The sequence below is a fragment of the Stenotrophomonas sp. genome, from assembly GCF_050737575.1.
Lineage (GTDB): Bacteria > Pseudomonadota > Gammaproteobacteria > Xanthomonadales > Xanthomonadaceae > Stenotrophomonas.
This window is the reverse complement of record NZ_JBOHXW010000005.1, coordinates 55,064-74,314: the sequence shown is the minus strand read 5'-3', so window position 1 is coordinate 74,314 and position 19,251 is coordinate 55,064. Positions and strand designations below refer to the sequence as shown.

Sequence of the window (19,251 nt, the reverse complement as noted above, 5' to 3'; positions counted from 1 at the left end):
AGGACGTCCGCTGGCGGTCTGCCGGCAGCTTGCGTTTCCATCGCGCGTGGATAAGGTGGTGCGGCACCCCGATGGGGACAAGGACGGAAAATGGACGACTCGTTGGTGTTTTGGGGGTTGCTGCTGCTCGCTGCCGTGCTGGTGGTGCCGGTATTGCTGGTGATGGCGCTGCTGCAGGTGGCATCGCTGAAGCGCCGGGTGTCTGTGCTGGAAGCGTCCATCGCGCAGCCTCAGCGCAGAGCGGCACCCGCCGAGACGGTAGCCGCACCGCCTGAAACATGGCGCGAGTCGGCGCCGCGCGCTGCGCCCGTGGTGCCGCAACCACGGGCTGAAGAACCGCAAGCGCCAACGTCAGCGCCACCTTCCGTGCCAGTCAGCGCAACGCCGCCGCTGCCGCCCTTGCCGACACCAACCCGGCCTGTTCCCGCTCGTACCGAAGCGCCGGCCGCGCCGCGTCAGCCGCAGGCATGGAGCCAGCCGGAACCGGCCGAGCCGAACGTCGTTGAACGCGCCATCGCGCACGTCAAACAGTGGTTCACCAGCGGCAATGTGCCGGTCAAGGTCGGCATGCTGGTGCTGCTGGCCGGCGTCGCGGCGTTGTTGAAGTACGCCAGCGACCAAGGCTGGTTGAGCATGCCGATCGAGTTTCGGTTGGCGGCGATCAGCGCCGCTGCATTGGCTGGCTTGGTGTTTGCGTGGCGCAAGCGCGAGAGCCACCGCACCTTCGCGCTTGCGCTACAGGGCGGCGCCATTGGCGTGTTGCTGCTGACGGTGTTCGCTGCGTTCAAGAACTATGGCGTGATCGATGCCGGCCCCGCATTTGCGATCAGCATCGTGCTGATTGCCGGCCTGTCAGTGATGGCGGTGCTGCAGGAGTCGCGCACCTTGGCCATCCTTGGCGTGTTGGCCGGTTTCATGGCACCGATCTGGCTGTCCAGCGACAGCGGCAATCATGTCGGTCTGTTCTCGTACTACGCACTGCTCAACGCCGGCATCTTCGCCATTGCCTGGGTACGGCCGTGGCGCATTCTCAACCTGCTGGGCTTTGCGTTCACCTGGGGCATCGGTACGGCGTGGGGTGTGATGGATTACTCTCCGGCCAAGTTCAGTAGTACCGAGCCGTTCCTGGTGCTGTTCTTCGTGTTCTATCTGTTGCTGCCATTGCTGTACGCACGCAAGGCGGCGACAAGCGGCAGTGCACGTATCGACGGCTGCCTGCTGTTCGGCACGCCGCTGATTGCCTTCAGCCTGCAGGCGGCGTTGTTGGAAGGCGAGCGCATGCCGCTGGCGCTGTGCGCGTTGGGCGTGGCGGTGTTGTACGCGGTGCTGGCGCGTGCGTTGATCAACAAGGAGCGGCTGGATGTGCTGGCGCGCGGCTACGCCATTCTCGCCGTGGGCTTTGCCACGCTGGCGGTGCCGTTGGCGTTGTCGGCGCGTGCCACCGCATCGGTCTTCGCGTTGGAAGGCGCCGGCTTGGTCTGGCTGGGCTTGATGCAGAATCGCCGCCTCGCGCGTTGGACCGGTATTGGTCTGCAGGTGGCCGCAGCCGTGGCGTTGCTGATCGGCAGTAGCCGCTCGCTGCATGGCGGCGCGGTGGCGATTGCCAATGCGGCGTTCATGGGCGCCTTGCTGATTGCCTTGGCCGGCTTCGCCACGGCGTGGTTGTATCGCGGCATCGGCAAGTTGCAGATCGCTACTGCGGCGTATGTGTGGGGCCTGGCCTGGTGGCTGGGCAATCTCACCATGGAAATCGGTGACTTTGTTGCCGTCGGCAGCCGCCTGCATGCGGTGCTGGTGATGCTGGGCGTGACCGGTTGGCTGGCGGCTGAAGTGCAGCGTCGCGCGCCTGCATTGGCGTTGTCGCTGACCACCTTGGGCTGTCTGGTGCTGGCGTTCCCGCTGGCGTTCCTGCAGGTATCCGAATACGGCCAGCCATTCGCCGGTCATGGCATCTGGGCATGGCCGCTGTTCGCGGTGTTGGGCTTGCGCAGCCTGTTGTGCCTGCGTGCTGGTAGCGGCGCGATTGCGGGCTTGGCGCAGCTGGCGTGGCTGCTGTTGTGGCCGACGGTGTTGTCGCAGCTGGCGTGGTACATCGGCGAGCGCTTCACGCTTGCCGAAGGATGGGTCGGCTTGCTGCTGGCACTGCCGTGGCTGCTGGTGGCGGTGTTGTCGATGCGGCATTGGGCGTGGCTGTTGCAACCGTTGGGTGCGGCGTTTGATCGCTACCGGACCGCATTGCAGGCCGCGGTATTCGGCGCACTGGGTTTGTGGTGGCTGACCTCGCTGGCGAGTGCGGGCAGTGCCGCACCGTTGCCGTGGATCGTGCTGTTCAATCCGCTGGAGTTGGCCGAGATCGCCGTGCTGGTGTTGATGGCGATGCGCCTGTGGGAGGGGCGCGGCGAGCGTGTCCCGCCGATGCAATGGGTGGGCATGGCCGTCGCTGCGTTGGTGCTGGTCACGGTGATGACCTTGCGTGCCGTGCACCATTGGGGCGGCGAACCGTGGAATGAAAGCCTGTTGGGCACGCAGTTGGCGCAGACCAGTCTGACCGTGGTGTGGAGCCTGCTCGGTGTGGTTGGTTGGGTATCCGGCTCGCGCCGTGGGCAATGGGAGCTTTGGTTGGCCGGCGCGATTTTGATGGGCGTGGTGTTGGCCAAACTGCTGCTGATTGATCGCGGCAATCTGGGCGACCTGCTCGGCATCGGTGCCTTCATCGCTTACGGCCTGCTGTGTACGTTGGTGGGCTGGCTGGCGCCGGCACCGCCGCGTCGCGCAGCGGCCATCCAGAACAACAATGAGGAAGCGTCCGCATGATCAAGCGTCTGCTGTGGTTGGCCCTGCTGCCGTTGAGTGCGCAGGCCGCCGATGATTTCGCCACGCAATGGCCGTTGCAGTTATCCCAGCCGGATGCCGGCGCTTACCGCGCGTCGCTGGATGCGTCGGTCTACAACGCCGCGCATTGGCGCGACCTGCGCGATGTGCGGGTGGTCGATGCCGACGGCAAGCCGGTGGCGAGCGTCGTGTATGCGGCGGCTACGCCGTTGTCCGGGCCGCTGCGCACGGTGGAATTGCAGTGGTTTGCGCTACCGGTGACCGCCGCCAACGCCGATGACGATCTGAGCGTGGTGGTTCAGCGCGATACCAGTGGCAAGGTGGTGTCGGTTCGCAATTCTGTCGCCAGCGCGGGAGCGGTGGGCGCGGCCGATCCGGTGTGGCTGGTCGACCTGGGCGATGACGCCGGCAAGCTGCGTGCGTTGTCGGTGGATTGGGCTGATGCAGGCGCGACGCTGGATCTGGGTTATCGGCTGGAAGGCAGTGACGATCTGCGCGGCTGGCAGGTGCTGGACCCGCAAGTGCGTCTGGTGCAGTTGAACAACCAGGGGCGCGAACTGCGCAGCAACACCATCAAAGTGGAAACCGGTCTGCGCTACCTGCGGCTGGTGCCGTTGCAGCGCAGCGGCGCGCCGGCGCTGCGTGGTCTGCGCGGCGAGATGGCCGACGTGGTGGTTGCCGGTGATTGGCAATGGCAAGAACTCAAGGCCGATGCCGCCAGCAACGTAAAGGACGGCTACACATACGCGCTGCAGGGGCGCTTTCCGATTCAGCGGCTGGATGTAGTGATGCCGGCCAACAGCGCCGTGAGCTGGAGCGTTTTCAGTCGCGACGCGGACCGTCCCGGTGCTGACGGCAGCACGCCGGATTGGCAGCTGCTGACGCGTGGTTGGAATGCCTGGAGTCTGAGCGAGGCGGGCAAGCAGCAGCGTTCGGCCCCGCTGGAGACCTCTGGAATCATCACCGATCGCCAATGGCGTTTGCTCGCCGAACCGGGTTCCGTGCCCTCGGAAGCACCGCTGCTGCGCTTGGGTTACCGGCCCGGCAGCGTGGTGTTTCTGGCGCAGGGGCGCGCGCCGTATCTGCTGGTTGCCGGCAGTGCCAATATGGCCGATACGCAAGCGGCGCTCGATCCGATGCTGGATGCGCTGCGTGCCCGCAACGGCGCGCACTGGCAGCCGGCGGTTGCCACGCTGGGCGCCAGCGCAGCGCGCGCCGGTGACGCGGCGTATCAACCGACCAAGGCGCCGCGCGATTGGAAGAACGTGCTGCTGTGGGTGATTTTGGTGCTGGGCGCAGCGGCAGTAGCGGGGTTTGCTTTCAGTCTGCTGCGTAGCCAGCGCCCGGATAAAAAAGAAACCTGAAGGAGTGCCGAGCCATGCTCGGCAGAGGAGCTCCACCGGCAACGCCTCAGCGGAGCATGGCTCCGCTCTACAACGTCAGCTTGCTTTGAAGTCCTTCCGCAACAACCCGTAAAACGCGGTATCGCAGATTTCGCCGTTGACGTGCCAGCGCTCGCGCAGCAGGCCTTCGCGGACGAAGCCCAGCTTTTCTAACAGGCGGCACGAGGCCTCGTTGCGGGGGTCGGCATCGGCTTCCACGCGGCGCAGCTGCAGCGTGTCGAACAGATACCCAAGAATCAGCCGCAGTGCTTCGCTGGCCAGCCCGCGACCCTGCCAATCCGGGTGCAGGCTGTAGCCGATTTCGGCGCGGCCCTGATTCTGGTCCAGCGCAAATACCGCGCTGGTGCCGATCAAGCGGTCGCTGGCGGCGTCGGCAATCGCCCAGACCAGAATGTCCTGCTCACGGCGCTGGCGCTGGATATCAGCCACCTTGTCCACCGCCTGCGCCAGCCCGGTCCAGGCCGGATAACTCCAGTAGCGCATCACCTGCGGGTCGGAATGGATGGCGAACAGCGCGCGGGTGTCGTCGCTACGCACTTCGCGCAGGCGCAGGCGCGCGCTGTGCAGTTCGGGTTGGGAAAGGCGTGGTTGCATCAGCAAATAATCCCTGGGTTTGCCCCGGTTGGCGGGGCGGGCGAAAATGGCCGATTCCCACCCCAGCGGAGCTGATCCTGCCATGTCCATCGTTCGTATGACCGACCTCGACCTTTCCGGCAAGCGTGTATTGATCCGCCAGGATCTGAATGTGCCGATCGACGATACCGGCAAGATCACCTCCGAGCAGCGCATTACCGCGTCGCTGCCGACCCTGAAGCTGGCGCTGGAAAAGGGTGCGGCCGTGCTGGTCACCTCGCACCTGGGCCGCCCGAAGGAAGGCGTCTGGAGCGAAGCGGACTCGCTGGCACCGGTCGCCAAGCGCCTGTCCGAGCTGTTGGGCGTGGACGTGCCGCTGGTCAAGGACTGGGTGGACGGTGTTGACGTAGCCCCGGGCAAGATCGTGCTGCTGGAAAACTGCCGCATGAACGTGGGCGAGGGCAAGGACGACGAAGCACTGTCGAAAAAGTACGCCGCGCTGTGCGACGTGTTCGTGATGGATGCCTTCGGCACCGCACACCGCGCACAGGCGTCCACCCACGGCGTGATCCGCTTCGCGCCGGTTGCGGCCGGTGGCCCGCTGCTGATGGCCGAGCTGGATGCACTGGACAAGGCGCTGGCCAATCCGGCGCGCCCGCTGCTGGCGATTGTGGCGGGCTCCAAGGTGTCGACCAAGCTGGAACTGCTGTCCAGTCTGGTCAGCAAGGTCGACCAGCTGATCGTCGGTGGCGGTATCGCCAACACCTTCATCGCGGCCGAAGGCCACGGCGTCGGCAAGTCGCTGGTCGAAAACGATCTGCTCGACACTGCACGCAAGATTGACGCCGACGCCAAGGCGCGCGGCGCTGAAATTCCGCTGCCGACCGATGTGGTTGTCGCCCCGGCTTTCGCCGCTGACGCGCCGGCCACAATCAAGGCGGTGGATGCGGTTGAAGCGGACGACATGATTCTCGATATCGGCCCGCAGACCGCTGCGCGCTACGCCGAGATGATCGCCAACGCCGGCACCGTGGTGTGGAACGGCCCGGTCGGTGTGTTCGAGTTCGACGCCTTCGGCAAGGGCACCGAAGCACTGGCCCGCGCCATCGCCGGTTCCAATGCGTTCTCCATTGCCGGCGGTGGCGACACGCTGGCCGCAGTCGACAAGTACGGCATCGCCAAGCAGGTGAGCTACATCTCCACCGGCGGTGGCGCGTTCCTGGAGTTCCTGGAAGGCAAGGCCTTGCCGGCGGTGGCAGCGCTGGAGGCCCGCGGCGCGTGAGAACGTCCTCGCGAATCGGTTGCGCTTCATCGCTCACGACAGATCGTGAGAATGCTGCATGAGCCGTGATGTCTTTTTCTTCGACCTCGACGGCACGCTGATTGACTCGGCAGTCGGCATCACCAGCTGCGTAGCGTATGCACTGGAAACGCTGCAGCAGCCGGTGCCGCCGATGGTCGAACTGCGCAAGTGGATTGGCCCGTCGCTGCGCACCAGCTTCACGCCGCTGTTGGGCGATGCGCAGCAAGTGGAGCAGGCAGTCGCGTTGTACCGCGAACGGTTCGAGGTGATTGGCTGGCAGGAGCACGACATCTACGCCGGTATCGGCGAGGTGGTGCAGGGCCTGCACGCCGCCGGGCATCGCCTGGCGGTGGTCACCGCCAAGAACGAGCCGCACGCACGTCGCATCGTCGAGCATCTGCCGTTCGGCAACTGCTTCGAGGATGTGATTGGCGCCACCGAGGACGGCTCACGCAGCAACAAGCCGGAGCTGATTGCCGAGGCGCTGCAACGGCTGTCATTGCAGCCGGCGCAGTGCTGGATGATCGGCGACCGCCGCATGGATATCGAAGGCGCGCGCCATCACGGCATGCGCAATGTTGGTGTGTTGTGGGGGTTTGGTGGTCGTGAAGAGTTGCAGGCTGCCGGCGCTGGCGCGTTGGCGTCGACGCCGGAAGCGCTGACTGCGCTGTTGCGTGGTTGATTGAAGGGCTTCGTCTTCGTGTGGCTCTGGCATCCGGAGCCACGGCGCAGTCAGGCCTCAGCAAAATTTCAATTCGTCATTCCCGCCTGCGCGGGAATGACGATCTGAAGGGTTCTCGGGGAAAGCCCCTGGCGTTCGCGCCGGTCACGCGTCACTTGTCACCCGATGTCCTCGGCCTGTCTCCACTGCCAAGTTAGCCTGCTGCAAAGCAGCAAAAGTTCCCCTCAAGCCAACACGCAGCAGCAACCTTCGCGTGCTGAGCCATTCCCCTTGCTGGTTGACCTAGGCAAGTCAGCGGTAGGTCCCGCGTTGTCATACCGTACGGTATGTCCAGACAGTCTGTCCGCACTGTCTTTGGGACAGCGCAGAAAGTGTTTTATGAAATCGTATGCGACATCGTTGTCATGCAGTGAATGTGCTAATTTCGCTGGCTTCATAGGGAGACCGAGCACCATGACCGAACGCCAGCGACGCACCAAAATTCTTGCCACTCTTGGACCGGCTACCGATGCGCCGGGGGTGCTGGATGAGCTGTTCCGCGCCGGCGTCAACGTGGTCCGTCTGAACTTCTCGCACGGCGATCCGGCCGGCCAGGCCAAGCGTGCCGCCGATGTGCGCGCCGCCGCACAGCGGGTAGGCGTGGAAGTGGGCATCCTGGCCGACCTGCCGGGCCCGAAGATCCGCATCGAGCGTTTTGCCGAAGGCAAAGTGCAGCTCAAGGCCGGTGACCGCTTCGACCTGATCGCCAGCAGCACCGCGGCGCCGGGCGATGCCAGCCAGGTGGGCGTGAGCTACCTCGGCCTGCCGCAGGACGTGGGTCCGGGCGACGTGCTGCTGCTCGACGACGGCCTGATGCAGCTGCAGGTGGTTGAAGTGCAGGGCGAGCGCATCATCAATACCGTACTCAACGACGGCGTGTTGTCCGATCGCAAGGGCCTGAACAAGCAGGGCGGCGGCCTCTCGCTGGGCGCGCTGACCGAGCGCGACAAGGAACTGATCGGCATCGTCGCCAAGATCGGCGTGGACTTCATCGCCGTGTCGTTCTGCCGCAATGCGCAGGACATGAACGACGCCCGCGCGATTGCCGAATCGCATGGCTGCTACGCCGCGCTGGTGTCCAAGATCGAGCGCACCGAAGCCATCGAGAACCTGGAAGAAATCGTCGACGCCAGCGACGTGGTGATGGTGGCCCGTGGCGACCTGGGTGTGGAAATCGGCGACGCCGAACTGCCGGGCCTGCAGAAGAAAATCATCAAGGCCTCGCTGGCGCAGAACAAAGTGGTGATCACCGCCACGCAGATGCTGCAGTCCATGGTCGAAAGCCCGATCCCGACCCGTGCCGAAGTGCTGGACGTGGCCAACTCGGTCATCGACGGCACCGATGCGGTGATGCTGTCGGCCGAAACCGCGGCCGGTGCGTATCCGGTCAAGGCGGTCGAAGCGATGGCACGCATCTGCCTGGGCGCCGAGCGTCAGTTCCAGACCGAAACCGACTTTGGTGCCTCGCCGCGTAACCTGGAACGTGCCGACCAGGCGATCGCCATGGCCACCATGTTCCTGTCCCAGCACGTGGGCGTGCGCGCGATCGTGGCGATGACCGAATCCGGCGGCACCGCGCGTTACCTGTCGCGCTTCCGCGCCTCGGCCCCGGTGTTCGCGGTGACCCGCCACGACGGCGCCCGCCGGCAGATGGCGCTGATGCGCGATGTGTTCCCGATCAACTTCGACAGCCGCGGCTTCACTCCGCGCGAAGCAGCACGCGGCAGCATCCGCCTGCTGGTCGAAGCCGGCCTGCTGGAAGCGGGCGACCGCGTGGTGTTCACCAGCGGCGAGCACATGGAAACCCACGGCGCCACCAACACCCTGCGTCTGCTGGAAGTGGGCCCCGACGGCCGCGCCAGCGGCCTGGGCGGGCTCTGAGCGGACATTGCCACGCCACCGCTCCGGTCAAACCCTGATCGGAGCGGACAGGAATTGTCCCAATGCAAGCGTGAAAGCGGTTCCAGACCTCGCGGACAGCCAGCCCGCGAGCGGGCCGGGCTATAATCCCAGTTTTCCCGCACCTTGGTTACAGGAATCTCATGAGCATCGAACTGCTGGCTGAAACCGCCCAGGCAATGGTCGCCCCGGGCAAGGGCATCATCGCCATTGACGAATCCACCGGCACGATTGCCAAGCGCTTTGCCAGCGTTGGCATCGAAAACACGGAAGAGAATCGCCGTGCGTACCGCGAAATGCTGCTGACCACGCCCAAGCTCAACGAGCACATCTCCGGCGCGATCCTGTATGACGAAACCATTCGTCAGTCGACCAAGGACGGCGTGCCGTTCGCCAAGTACATGACCGACAACGGCATGATCCCGGGCATCAAGGTCGACAAGGGTGCACACCCGCTGGCCGGTTGCCCGGAAGAGCTGGTGACCGAAGGTCTCGACGGCCTGCGTGAACGCCTGCAGGAGTACTACAAGCTCGGTGCCCGTTTCGCCAAGTGGCGCGCGGTGATCAACATCGGTGAAAGCATCCCGTCGGGTACCTGCATCGAGTCCAACGCGCACGCGCTGGCCCGTTATGCGGCCCTGTGCCAGGAATGCGGCCTGGTGCCGATGGTTGAGCCGGAAGTGATCATGGACGGCGACCACGACATCGAGACCTGCTACGAAGTCACCGAAGCCACCCTGCGTTCGCTGTTCGACGCCCTGTACCAGCAGAACGTGGTGCTGGAAGGCACCATCCTCAAGGCCTCGATGGTCATCCCGGGCAAGCGCTGCGACGAGCAGGTTGACGTGGAAGAAGTGGCCGAATCGACCGTGATGTGCCTGAAGTCGACCGTGCCGGCGATCCTGCCGGGCATCGTGTTCCTGTCCGGTGGCCAGAGCGACGAGCAGTCCACCGCTCACCTCAACGCCATGAACCAGATGGGCAACCTGCCGTGGCCGCTGAGCTTCTCCTACGGCCGCGCCATGCAGCAGGCTGCACTGAAGCTGTGGGCCAAGGACGTCAAGGGCAACTACGCCGCTGCACAGAAGACCGTGTACGAGCGCGCCAAGGAAAACGGCCTGGCTGCATTGGGCAAGTGGGAAGGCTGATACGTCTTTCCGCGTGATGTGATGTAACGAAAACGCCGGCCTTGTGCCGGCGTTTTTTGTTGGTGAATCCGGGTGACGCAACGGCGGTTGTGTGGCGAAGCAGGGCGTTCATCCGAACGCATTGATCCGTCGGCGGGAATGGAGCGCAGCGGAATCCCAGCAAGGTTGGTTCGCCGGAGTGCTGGGATTTCATCCCAGCCTACGGGAGCGGGATGTTTCCAGCTTGCGAAAGGGATATGCCTACAATCGGCGTTTCCATTCAGGACAGCCGAATGCATTGCAGGATCGCTCGTGGATTGTGCGCGGCAGTGGCGTTACTGCTGGCAACGCCAACGTTTGCGGCATCGACGCGGGGGTTTGATGTCCTGCATTACGCCGTCACGCTGGACGTGGATATCCCGGCGGGCGAGGTGCGTGGTGAAGCAACACTGCGCGTGGCTGCCGAAGACGCGGTGCTGCCGCAGGTGCGGCTGGACAGCGGCGAACTCGTGATTGATTCGGCGACACAGAATGGCAAGGTGCTCGCCTTTGAGCAGGCGGAAGGGAAACTGTCGATCACCCTGGCCGAAACTCTGCAGCCAAGCGCCGAAACCCGAGTGACGCTGCGCTATCACGGCAAGCCGGCTTACGGGCTGGAGTTCTCGGCCGAACGCAACGAGGTCTACACGATCTTTTCCACCAGCCAGTGGATGCCATCGGTGGATGCGCCCGATGAACGCGCCACGCTGCAGCTTGCCTTGCGGCTGCCGGCGCAGCTGCTGGCAACCGCTGTCGGTGATGTGTTGCCTTCGCGGCAACTGGACGATGGCCGCATCGAACGCCGCTGGCATCTGCGTACGCCGATGCCGGGCTATGTCTATGGCTTCGCTGCAGGGCCGTATCAGCATGCCGTTGTCCCTCACGGCGATGGACAACTGCATTACTACGCGGTGGATCGCTCACCTGCCGAACTGCGGCAGGTGTTTTCGACCACCGGTGACATGTTGGAGTTCTTTGCCAGCCGCGCCGGCATTCCATTTGAAGGCGATTATCGGCAGGCGTTGGTGGCCCGCACCATCGGCCAGGAAATGGCGGGTTTGTCGCTGATGTCCGAAGCCTATGGCAAGCGTGTGCTGGATGACCCGAACCAGCTCGGGTTGATGGCGCATGAGGCCGCGCATCAGTGGTGGGGCAACCGGGTGACGTGCGCCGGTTGGGAGCACTTCTGGCTCAACGAAGGGATGGCCAACTTCATGACGGCAGCATGGTTGCAGCATGCGCAGGGGGAGGCGGCTTACCAGCAGATGATGAGTGGCTGGCAGACTCGCGTGCGCGCGTTGCGTGAGAAAGGCGTTGATCGCGCGCTGGTCTTTCCGGATTGGAACAAACCCACCGCCGATGACCGCGCGGTGGTTTACCAGAAGGGCGCGCTGGTGTTGCACCTGTTGCGGCAGGAACTGGGCGATGACGTGTTCTGGCGTGGGCTACGCACGTATACGCAGGCCCATGATGGACGCTCGGTGGTGACCCGGGATTTCCAACAATCCATGGAAGCCGCAGCAGGGCGCTCGTTGCAGCCGTTCTTCGAGCGCTGGGTGTATGGGGTTGGCGGTGAGGTTTGAGGCGGAGGGGAGGATTGGGGAGGGAGCTTCAGAATCGCGGAGATGCCGAACGCAGTCGTTTTCACCGGACAACCAACAGCCAACTCAACCCATCGCCGGTTTCATATCTTCCAGAAACTGGCTTTTCTGCATCCCACCGGCATCGGTCAAGGCCTGCTGATAGATCTTGAATGCCGCCGCGTTGTACGCCACCAGAATGATCCGCAGCGGGCGCGCGTGGCTCTTCTGCCAGGTGAGCGTTTCGGTGACGGCGATGTTGGCGGCTTGATGCAGCGGATAGCCGTACACGCCGCAACTGATGGCCGGGAAGGCAATGGATTCCAGTTCCATCCGTTCGGCCAGGCGCAGCGATTGCCAATAGCAGTTGGCCAGCAACGCGGCTTCGTCGTGGCGGCCGTCGCGCCAGACCGGGCCGACGGTGTGGAACACATGCCGGGCTGGCAGCGCATGGCCGGCGGTGGCGCGGACTTCGCCAGTGGGGCAGCGCACGCCGGGGCGTAGCTCGGTCAATTGTTCGCATTCGGCCAACAGACCCGGGCCTGCCGCGCGGTGGATGGCACCGTCCACACCGCCGCCGCCCAGCAGGGTTTCATTGGCCGCGTTGACGATGACGTCAACGTCCAATTCGGTGATATCGCCCTGCCAGACTTCGATGCTCATGGTTTTGATCTTCCGCCGCCGTGTATGAGAGAAACGTGACGGGCAGCGTGCAGCCGCCCGGCGTCGGCGAAGCCTGACTGGGCGGTGTCTCACCGTGCGCGATTGCGCGCGACGGAATGCACAAAGGCCGCGGATGGCGGCCTTTGTGTGGGATCAAAAACAGTAGTTCGGATTACGGAAGGCCGGCCAACCAGTCGTCGTCCGAGCCGTCGTTGATATCGGCAAACAACGGCGTGGAAAAGTAACGTTCGCCGGTGTCGGGCAGCACCGCCAGAATCACTGAACCGGCCTGCGCCTTGGCCGCGACTTCCAGCGCGGTGGCGACGGTGGCGCCGGCGGAGATGCCAACGAAGATGCCTTCCTCGGCGGCCAGGCGGCGGGAGGTTTCGATGGCGCGGTCGTCCTGCACCGAATACAGCTCGTCATACACGTCGCGGTTGAGCACTTCCGGTACGAAATCCGGGGTCCAGCCCTGGATTTTGTGGGGGGTGAATTCCTTGCCGGCCAGCAGGGCTGCGCCGGCCGGTTCGGTGGCGATGATGCGGGTGTCGGGGCGGGCCAGTTTCAGCACTTCGCCGACGCCGGTGAGGGTGCCGCCGGTGCCCCAGCCACTGACGAAGTAATCCAGCCGCTTGCCGGCGAAGTCACGCAGGATTTCCGCGGCGGTGGTTTGCCGATGGAAGGCCGGATTGGCCGGGTTGGCGAACTGACTGGCCAGGAACCAACCGTGCTGCTGCGCCAGTTCCGCGGCCTTGCGCACCATGCCAGAGCCGCGCTCGGCGGCTGGGGTCAGGATGACCTTGGCGCCGTAGGCGCGCATCAATTTGCGACGTTCGATGGAGAAGGTTTCCACCATCGTTGCGACGAATTTGTAGCCGCGTGCAGCGGCCACCATGGCCAGCGCGACGCCGGTGTTGCCGGAGGTCGCTTCGATGATGGTGTCGCCGGGCTTGAGCAGGCCTTTTTTCTCGGCGTCGAGGATGATCGCCAGCGCCAGGCGGTCCTTGACCGAGCCGCCGGGATTGAACGATTCCACCTTGACGTAGACATCCACGCCCGCCGGCGCCAGGCGGTTGAGCTTGACCACCGGGGTGTTGCCGATGGTGTCCAGAATGCTGTTGTAAATGGCCATGGGGATCTCCGGGAAAGGCAATCAGGCGGCGTCGGCCAGTGTGGTCGGCGAGGTCTTTGCGGGAAGTGAGGAAACGGTGGGCAAGGCGTGCAGCGGGGCATCGCCGAACCAATGCAGCTCGTCGGCCAGCGCCGCGACGTCGCCCAGAATGAGCAGGGCCGGGGACTGCACCTGATGCTGGCGGGCGGTTTCAGGCAGATCGCGCAGTTGGCCGGTGACCACACGCTGATCGCGACGCGAGCCGTTTTCGACCAAGGCGAATGGCGTGCTGGCGGCCAGCCCGGCGCCGGTCAGACGCTCGCGGATCTGCTCCAGCGCGGCAACGCCCATGTAGAACACCAGCGTCTGCCGGGCTTTGGCCAGTTCCGGCCAGTCCAGCGTGTCCATCGACGCCTTGCAGTGCGCGGTGACCAGGCGCAGCTGCTGGGCGTGATCGCGGTGGGTCAGCGGAATGCCGGCGTAGGCCGCACAGGCCAGGGCGGCGGTGATGCCCGGTACCACTTCGTAAGGCACGTCATGGGCGCGCAGGAACTGCAATTCCTCCCCGCCACGGCCAAACACAAAAGCATCACCGCCCTTGAGCCGCACCACGCGGCGGCCTGCACTGGCGTGTTCCAACATCAAGGCATGAATGTGTTCCTGCGCGGTGCTGCGGCCCTGCGCGGACTTGCCGACTTCAATGTAGTCGGCGTCGCGACGCGCCAGCTGCAGCACGTCAAGGCTGACCAGGCGGTCGTAGAGAATCACGTCGGCCTGATTGAGCGCGCGCAGCGCGCTGAGCGTCAGCAACCCGGGATCGCCCGAGCCTGCACCGACCAACACCACCGAGCCGGTGCTGGAGACGCTGTGGCCGGCAATCGTCTGCGACAGCAATGCTTGTGCTGCATCGTTCTGGCGGCGGCGCAGCAGGCCCAGCAAGGGGCTTTCGATCAGGCGGTCGAAGAACTGGCGGCGCGGGCCCAGCTCCGGGAAGCGGCTGCGGATGCGACCGCGGTGCTGGCCGACCAGTTCCACCAACTCGCCCCAGGCATGGTCGAACAGCTGCTCCAACTGGCGGCGCACATGGCGCGCGACCATCGGTGCCGCGCCGCCGCTGGAAATGGCGATCTGCAGCGGGCCGCGTTCGACCACGGCGGGTACATGGAAGCTGGACAGCTGCGCGTCGTCCACCACATTCACGAACAAGCGCTGTGCTTCGGCGGCCTCGGCGATGGCGCGATTTGTGTCGGTGTCGTCGGTGGCGGCGATCACCAACCAGATGTCGTTGGCCAGCCATTGCGGATCAAACCGGCCTTGCAGCCACTGCACGCGTTGCGTTTCGACCAGTTCCGCCAGCGCCGGTGACACCGCCGGCGAGCCGACCCGGGGCAGGGCGCCGGCATGCAGCAGGGCCAGCACCTTGCGCTCGGCGACCGCGCCACCGCCAACCACCAGCACAGCCCGGCCCTTGAGGGCGGCAAACAGCGGGAACAGGGCGGTGTCCAAGGCGTGGGCAGACCCAACAGGAAGGCCGCTGACCGTAGCGCCGCGCTGGATGCCCGCGGAAATGACTTGCGTCGTGCATCAAATAACTTTCGGTTATAAGGACGAACGGCAATTTGACCTACAGTCAACCGACACCTTCTTTCGACGTTTCCCGATGACGCCGCAATGACCCTGACCCAACTGCGCTACCTCGTTGCCATTGCTGACGCCGAGCTCAACATCACGCTCGCTGCGACGCGGGTGCATGCCACGCAGCCAGGGCTGTCCAAGCAGCTCAAACAGCTGGAAGACGAACTGGGCTTCCTGCTGTTTGTACGCAAGGGGCGCAGCCTGGAAACGGTGACGCCGGCCGGTGAAGAGGTCATCAGCCGTGCGCGCGCTGTACTGGCTGAAGCCAACAATATCCGTACCTATGCCGCCAACCAGCGCCGTGAAAGCCACGGCCAGTTGATCCTGACCACCACCCACACGCAGGCGCGCTTCGTGCTGCCGCCGGCGGTGGCGCGGATCAAGCAGGCGTACCCGCAGGTGAGTGTGCATCTGCAGCAGGCGGCCGAAAGCGACGCGCTGGATCTGCTGAGCCAGGGCGATGCCGACATCGCCATCATCAGCACCGCCGGCAGCGAACCGACCACCGGTATTGCCGTGCCGTTGTACCGCTGGCGGCGGCTGGTGCTGGTGCCCAAGGGCCACCCGCTCGAACGTGCTGGCAAGACCCCGGACATGGCCGCGTTGGCCGAGCATCCACTGATCAGCTACGAATCCTCCACGCGCGCGAGTTCATCGCTGCGGCGCGCGTTTGCCGCCACAGGGCTGGAGCCGGACCTGGCGCTGACCGCGCTGGACGCGGACTTGATCAAAACCTATGTGCGTGCCGGGCTGGGCGTAGGCCTGCTGGCGGAAATGGCGGTCAGCGGCAACGACACCGACCTGCGCGCCTGGCCGGCCCCGGCCGCGATTCCCGAGTGCATCGCGTGGGCCGTACTGCCGCGTGACCGGGTGCTGCGTGACTACGCATTGGAGTTGGTGCATGTGCTGGCACCGCAGATCGACAAGCGCGACCTGCGCCGCGTACTCGACGGCAACCAGGACGCGAACTGGCCGGTACCGCCGACATGGGAATCATTGACGCAGACGATTACGAGTTGAAGGGCGCTGCTTCGTAGCAGGCACTCGTAGGCTGGGATGCAGCGAAGCGCAATCCCAGCAGATCGATGTTTTGGCCAAGGGCGATGCTGGGATTGCATCCCAGCCGATGGGGCATATCGCAGTTGATCCTTAGTGCGTCAAACGGTCGCACTGCGTTGAACCGGTAGCAGTGACTCGCGCCGCTAGAATTACGCGGTCATGCGTTCAGCCCGTTTCACATCCTGTTTTCTCCTGCTGGCATTCGCCGCCACGTTGTTGATGGCGGTGGCGCCGGTGGTCAGTCGCTGGATACAGGCCGGGCATGCGCAGCACGCCGCGATGATGGAAACGACGCGAGAGGCTGCAGCGAACGTGAGCGCGGATCCGCATGCCAATCACCACGGCATGAGTGTTGGCGAACATGCGCGACACATGGCGGGCAACGTAGCTGCTGAAATCGTCAAGCCGCAGCCGCCCGTCGATCCACACGCCGCGCATGGCGAAGCGTGCGATTACTGCACCATGGCCTCGCGCCTGCTGCCGTGGCTGGCGTTGTTGTTGGTGCTGGCACCGTTGCTGTACCGGCTTGCGCCGGAGTCGCCGCGCACGGTTCATCTGCCGAGCAGCCTGCGTTGGCCGGCGCATCTGGCGCGCGGCCCTCCGCTGTTCTCCTGAAAGACACCCACCTTTCTTTGCGTCGCGCGCTGCCCATTGGCAGGGCGTGACGGTGTCGTATTGGAGAACCTTATGTATTTTGCTTCCCGCATGCCGGGTGTACCGGCGTGCCTGTCTGTCTGTGTCTGTCTCGCATTGTTTCCAACACGGGCGCTTGCCGATGGCGGTGCCTCCCCGCAAACCCTGGACACGGTGGTGGTCACGGCCGCTGCGCCTTCTTCACCACTGCATTGGGAAACCGATCCGCGCCTGCCACGGCAGCCGGTGCCGGCCAGTGACGGTGCCGATTACCTGAAGACCGTCCCCGGCTTCTCAGCGATCCGCAATGGCGGCACCAATGGCGATCCGGTGCTGCGTGGCATGTCCGGTTCGCGGCTGAACATTCTCAGCAACGACGGCAATCTGATCGGCGCCTGCCCGTCGCGCATGGACAATCCGCTGTCGTACATCGCACCGGAAACCTACGACCGGTTGATCATCATCAAGGGACCGCAGAGCGTGCGCTGGGGCGCGGGTGCGTCAGCCGGTACGGTGCGCTTCGAGCGCGACACGCCGCGTTTTGATGCGCCGGGCATGCAGTTGCAGGCCAGCGCATTGGCCGGCTCCAACAACCGCAACGATCAGATGCTCGATGCCAGTTTCGGCAGCGCGCCGGGCTATGTGCGGATCAATGGCAACCGTTCGGAGGCCGACGATTACCGCGATGGCAACGGTGATGTGGTGCCGTCCCGCTGGCGCAAATGGAACACCGATGCGGCCATCGGCTGGACGCCCGATGCCGACACCGTGCTTGAGATCACTGCCGGCACCGGCGATGCGCTGGCGCGTTATGCCGGGCGCGGCATGGATGGAGCGTCGTTCAAGCGCGACAGTTACGGCATGCGTTTCGAGAAAAGCAATCTGCCCGGTGCCTGGGACACGCTGCAGGCCAACGTGTACTACAACAGTGCCGATCACGTGATGGACAACTACACGCTGCGCATGCCCAACCCGAAGAGCAGCATGCCGATGCCGATGGCGTCGAATGTGGAACGTCGCACTACCGGCGGCCGCGTGGCATCGGAGTGGCGCTGGCAGGATATTGCGATCGTCGCCGGCATCGATGCACAGGACAGCCGCCATAAAAGTCGCAACGGCATGGGCCGTGGCACCTGGCAGCAGCAACCGTGGCGCCGCGATGCCGACTTCAACTCGCAGGGCGCATTTACCGAACTGACCTTCGGTGAAGGCACTGCGCAACGTTGGCTCAGTGGCCTGCGCGTGGACAAGGCCGAGGCCAAGGACCTGCGCCAACGCACCGGCATGATGAACATGCCCAACCCCACCGCCGGGCAGACGCGGAAGGAAACGTTGGGCAGTGGCTTCCTGCGTTACGAGCGCGATGTTGGCCAGGCGTGGACCTGGTACGCCGGGCTGGGTCACAGCGAACGCATGCCGGATTACTGGGAGTTGTTCTCGGCCGACGCCGGCCCGGTCGGCAGCGTCAACGCGTTTGCCGGCGTGAAACCGGAGAAGACCACGCAGCTGGACATTGGCCTGCAGTTCCGCAGCGAGACGCTGGACGCATGGGTGTCCGCCTATGCGGGCCAGTTGCAGGACTACATTCTGTTCAACTATCAAAGCGGCGGCATGATGGGCAGCAGCACCCAGGCCAGCAATGTGGATGCGCGCATTGCGGGTGCAGAAGCCGGCGTGGAATGGCGGCCGTGGCAGGGCTGGAAGCTGGGCAGCACATTGGCCTATGCGTGGGGTGAGAACCGCGACGCACACCGGCCGCTGCCGCAGATTCCGCCGTTGGAGACGCGCTTGAGTGCGAGCTATGAGCGCGAGCGTTGGTCGGCCGGTGCACTGCTGCGTGCGGTGACCCGGCAGAACCGCGTGGCACCGGGGCAGGGGAATGTGGTTGCGCGCGATCTTGGTCCGACGGCGGGCTTTGCCACCTTGTCGCTCAATGGCGCCTATCGCATCAACGATGCGGTGCGGGTCAGCGCGGGCGTGGACAACCTGTTTGATCGCGGCTATGCCGAGCACCTGAATCTGGCCGGCAGTGCGGACTTCGGCTTCCCGGCCGATCCGGTGCGGATCAATGATCCGGGCCGTTCGTTCTGGCTGAAGTTGGACTATCGCTACTGAGTGTTTCCCACGGCCCCTCGCCGCGGCGCACCGCCAGCGAGGGGCATGTGGCATGCTCGCCGCACCTCGACAAAAAGCGATCCCGCGCATGAGCAACCGTGCAGTGGCCTACGTGAGCACCGCCGTGGCCGGGCTGACCCCGACTGACCTTGATCACTTGCTGGTGGATGCGCGTGCGCACAATCAGATGGCGGGCGTCACCGGCGTGCTGTTGTACGACGGGCACCGGTTTTTTCAGTATTTCGAGGGGCCGGCCGAAGGCATGGAACGCATCTACGAGCGCATCAAGAATTCGCGCATGCACGTGCAGTTGCACGAACTGCACAACGGCCCGGTCGATCACCTGTATTTCAGTCATTGGCATATGGGCTGCCGCCTGACCGAAGGCAGCATCTTGCAGAAGATCAGCACGCAGCAGTGGCTGCACGAAGTGGAACTGCTGCAGGACGATGTGGCGCAGGACGCGGCATCGCCCGCACTGCGGGAGCTGCTGGCGTTCTGGGAGCAACCGCATTGAATTGCCGGAAGCGGTAGCGTCGTCGCGTGCTGCTGAAGAAT

Annotated in this window: 15 protein-coding genes; 11 read left to right on the top strand and 4 right to left on the bottom strand. The window is 64.7% G+C overall.

Features of this window, described 5'->3' with window-relative positions:
• Window positions 1–90 precede the first annotated feature (90 nt).
• Both ACREP4_RS10965 and ACREP4_RS10960 read left to right on the top strand, forming a co-directional pair.
• A complete protein-coding gene (locus ACREP4_RS10965; RefSeq protein ID WP_431596217.1) occupies window positions 91–2,814 on the top strand; it encodes a DUF2339 domain-containing protein in 2,724 nt (907 codons plus the stop codon).
• Window positions 2,811–4,196 (top strand): DUF3999 family protein, encoded by a 1,386-nt coding sequence (locus ACREP4_RS10960; protein WP_431596216.1) that lies wholly within the window; start codon window positions 2,811–2,813, stop codon window positions 4,194–4,196. Before ACREP4_RS10965 ends, ACREP4_RS10960 begins: the two co-directional genes overlap by 4 nt.
• 75 nt (window positions 4,197–4,271) lie before the next feature.
• Here the strand turns inward: ACREP4_RS10960 and ACREP4_RS10955 are convergent, their stop codons facing one another.
• Window positions 4,272–4,829, bottom strand: coding sequence for a GNAT family N-acetyltransferase (locus ACREP4_RS10955; protein WP_431596215.1), 558 nt, complete (start codon window positions 4,827–4,829; stop codon window positions 4,272–4,274).
• Window positions 4,830–4,911: 82 nt separating this feature from the next.
• Between ACREP4_RS10955 and ACREP4_RS10950 the strand changes: the two genes are divergently transcribed.
• The 5 genes from ACREP4_RS10950 to ACREP4_RS10930 all read left to right on the top strand — a co-directional run bounded on the left by ACREP4_RS10950 (window position 4,912) and on the right by ACREP4_RS10930 (window position 11,480).
• Window positions 4,912–6,090: a phosphoglycerate kinase gene (locus ACREP4_RS10950; RefSeq protein ID WP_431596214.1), complete on the top strand. Its 1,179-nt coding sequence runs from the start codon at window positions 4,912–4,914 to the stop codon at window positions 6,088–6,090.
• A gap of 58 nt (window positions 6,091–6,148) precedes the next feature.
• Complete coding sequence (locus ACREP4_RS10945; RefSeq protein WP_431596213.1) at window positions 6,149–6,793, top strand: HAD-IA family hydrolase; 645 nt, start codon at window positions 6,149–6,151, stop codon at window positions 6,791–6,793.
• Between the two features lie 453 nt (window positions 6,794–7,246).
• Window positions 7,247–8,713: a pyruvate kinase gene (pyk, locus tag ACREP4_RS10940; RefSeq protein ID WP_431596212.1), complete on the top strand. Its 1,467-nt coding sequence runs from the start codon at window positions 7,247–7,249 to the stop codon at window positions 8,711–8,713.
• A gap of 161 nt (window positions 8,714–8,874) precedes the next feature.
• Window positions 8,875–9,879, top strand: coding sequence for a class I fructose-bisphosphate aldolase (locus tag ACREP4_RS10935; protein ID WP_431596211.1), 1,005 nt, complete (start codon window positions 8,875–8,877; stop codon window positions 9,877–9,879).
• Between the two features lie 308 nt (window positions 9,880–10,187).
• Window positions 10,188–11,480, top strand: a complete 1,293-nt coding sequence (locus ACREP4_RS10930; RefSeq protein WP_431596210.1) for a M1 family metallopeptidase — start codon at window positions 10,188–10,190, stop codon at window positions 11,478–11,480.
• A gap of 84 nt (window positions 11,481–11,564) precedes the next feature.
• On the opposite strand, the gene ACREP4_RS10925 is transcribed toward ACREP4_RS10930, so the two are convergent.
• From ACREP4_RS10925 to cysG, 3 genes are all read right to left on the bottom strand, one after another.
• On the bottom strand, window positions 11,565–12,140 hold the full coding sequence (locus ACREP4_RS10925; RefSeq protein WP_431596209.1) for an O-acetyl-ADP-ribose deacetylase: 576 nt from the start codon (window positions 12,138–12,140) through the stop codon (window positions 11,565–11,567).
• A 172-nt stretch (window positions 12,141–12,312) separates the two neighbouring features.
• Window positions 12,313–13,272, bottom strand: a complete 960-nt coding sequence (cysK, locus tag ACREP4_RS10920) for a cysteine synthase A (protein ID WP_431596208.1) — start codon at window positions 13,270–13,272, stop codon at window positions 12,313–12,315.
• Window positions 13,273–13,293: 21 nt separating this feature from the next.
• Complete coding sequence (cysG, locus tag ACREP4_RS10915; RefSeq protein WP_431596207.1) at window positions 13,294–14,757, bottom strand: siroheme synthase CysG; 1,464 nt, start codon at window positions 14,755–14,757, stop codon at window positions 13,294–13,296.
• Window positions 14,758–14,922: 165 nt separating this feature from the next.
• Between cysG and ACREP4_RS10910 the strand changes: the two genes are divergently transcribed.
• The 4 genes from ACREP4_RS10910 to ACREP4_RS10895 all read left to right on the top strand — a co-directional run bounded on the left by ACREP4_RS10910 (window position 14,923) and on the right by ACREP4_RS10895 (window position 19,210).
• Complete coding sequence (locus ACREP4_RS10910) at window positions 14,923–15,906, top strand: LysR family transcriptional regulator (RefSeq protein ID WP_431596206.1); 984 nt, start codon at window positions 14,923–14,925, stop codon at window positions 15,904–15,906.
• A gap of 198 nt (window positions 15,907–16,104) precedes the next feature.
• The gene (locus ACREP4_RS10905; RefSeq protein WP_431596205.1) at window positions 16,105–16,560 is read left to right on the top strand and encodes a DUF2946 family protein; all 456 of its coding nucleotides are present in this window, start codon (window positions 16,105–16,107) and stop codon (window positions 16,558–16,560) included.
• Window positions 16,561–16,632: 72 nt separating this feature from the next.
• Window positions 16,633–18,693: a TonB-dependent copper receptor gene (locus ACREP4_RS10900; protein WP_431596204.1), complete on the top strand. Its 2,061-nt coding sequence runs from the start codon at window positions 16,633–16,635 to the stop codon at window positions 18,691–18,693.
• An 88-nt stretch (window positions 18,694–18,781) separates the two neighbouring features.
• On the top strand, window positions 18,782–19,210 hold the full coding sequence (locus ACREP4_RS10895) for a BLUF domain-containing protein (protein ID WP_431596203.1): 429 nt from the start codon (window positions 18,782–18,784) through the stop codon (window positions 19,208–19,210).
• The last annotated feature ends 41 nt before the right edge of the window (window positions 19,211–19,251 follow it).

Bases quoted from the DNA above. Each gene is read 5' to 3' on its own strand.
- ACREP4_RS10965 (WP_431596217.1), top strand. From the start codon at position 91: ATGGACGACTCGTTGGTGTTTTGGGGGTTGCTGCTGCTCGCTGCCGTG.
- ACREP4_RS10960 (WP_431596216.1), top strand. From the start codon at position 2,811: ATGATCAAGCGTCTGCTGTGGTTGGCCCTGCTGCCGTTGAGTGCGCAG.
- ACREP4_RS10955 (WP_431596215.1), bottom strand. From the start codon at position 4,829: ATGCAACCACGCCTTTCCCAACCCGAACTGCACAGCGCGCGCCTGCGC.
- ACREP4_RS10950 (WP_431596214.1), top strand. From the start codon at position 4,912: ATGTCCATCGTTCGTATGACCGACCTCGACCTTTCCGGCAAGCGTGTA.
- ACREP4_RS10945 (WP_431596213.1), top strand. From the start codon at position 6,149: ATGAGCCGTGATGTCTTTTTCTTCGACCTCGACGGCACGCTGATTGAC.
- pyk (WP_431596212.1), top strand. From the start codon at position 7,247: ATGACCGAACGCCAGCGACGCACCAAAATTCTTGCCACTCTTGGACCG.
- ACREP4_RS10935 (WP_431596211.1), top strand. From the start codon at position 8,875: ATGAGCATCGAACTGCTGGCTGAAACCGCCCAGGCAATGGTCGCCCCG.
- ACREP4_RS10925 (WP_431596209.1), bottom strand. From the start codon at position 12,140: ATGAGCATCGAAGTCTGGCAGGGCGATATCACCGAATTGGACGTTGAC.
- cysK (WP_431596208.1), bottom strand. From the start codon at position 13,272: ATGGCCATTTACAACAGCATTCTGGACACCATCGGCAACACCCCGGTG.
- ACREP4_RS10910 (WP_431596206.1), top strand. From the start codon at position 14,923: ATGACCCTGACCCAACTGCGCTACCTCGTTGCCATTGCTGACGCCGAG.
- ACREP4_RS10905 (WP_431596205.1), top strand. From the start codon at position 16,105: ATGCGTTCAGCCCGTTTCACATCCTGTTTTCTCCTGCTGGCATTCGCC.
- ACREP4_RS10900 (WP_431596204.1), top strand. From the start codon at position 16,633: ATGTATTTTGCTTCCCGCATGCCGGGTGTACCGGCGTGCCTGTCTGTC.
- ACREP4_RS10895 (WP_431596203.1), top strand. From the start codon at position 18,782: ATGAGCAACCGTGCAGTGGCCTACGTGAGCACCGCCGTGGCCGGGCTG.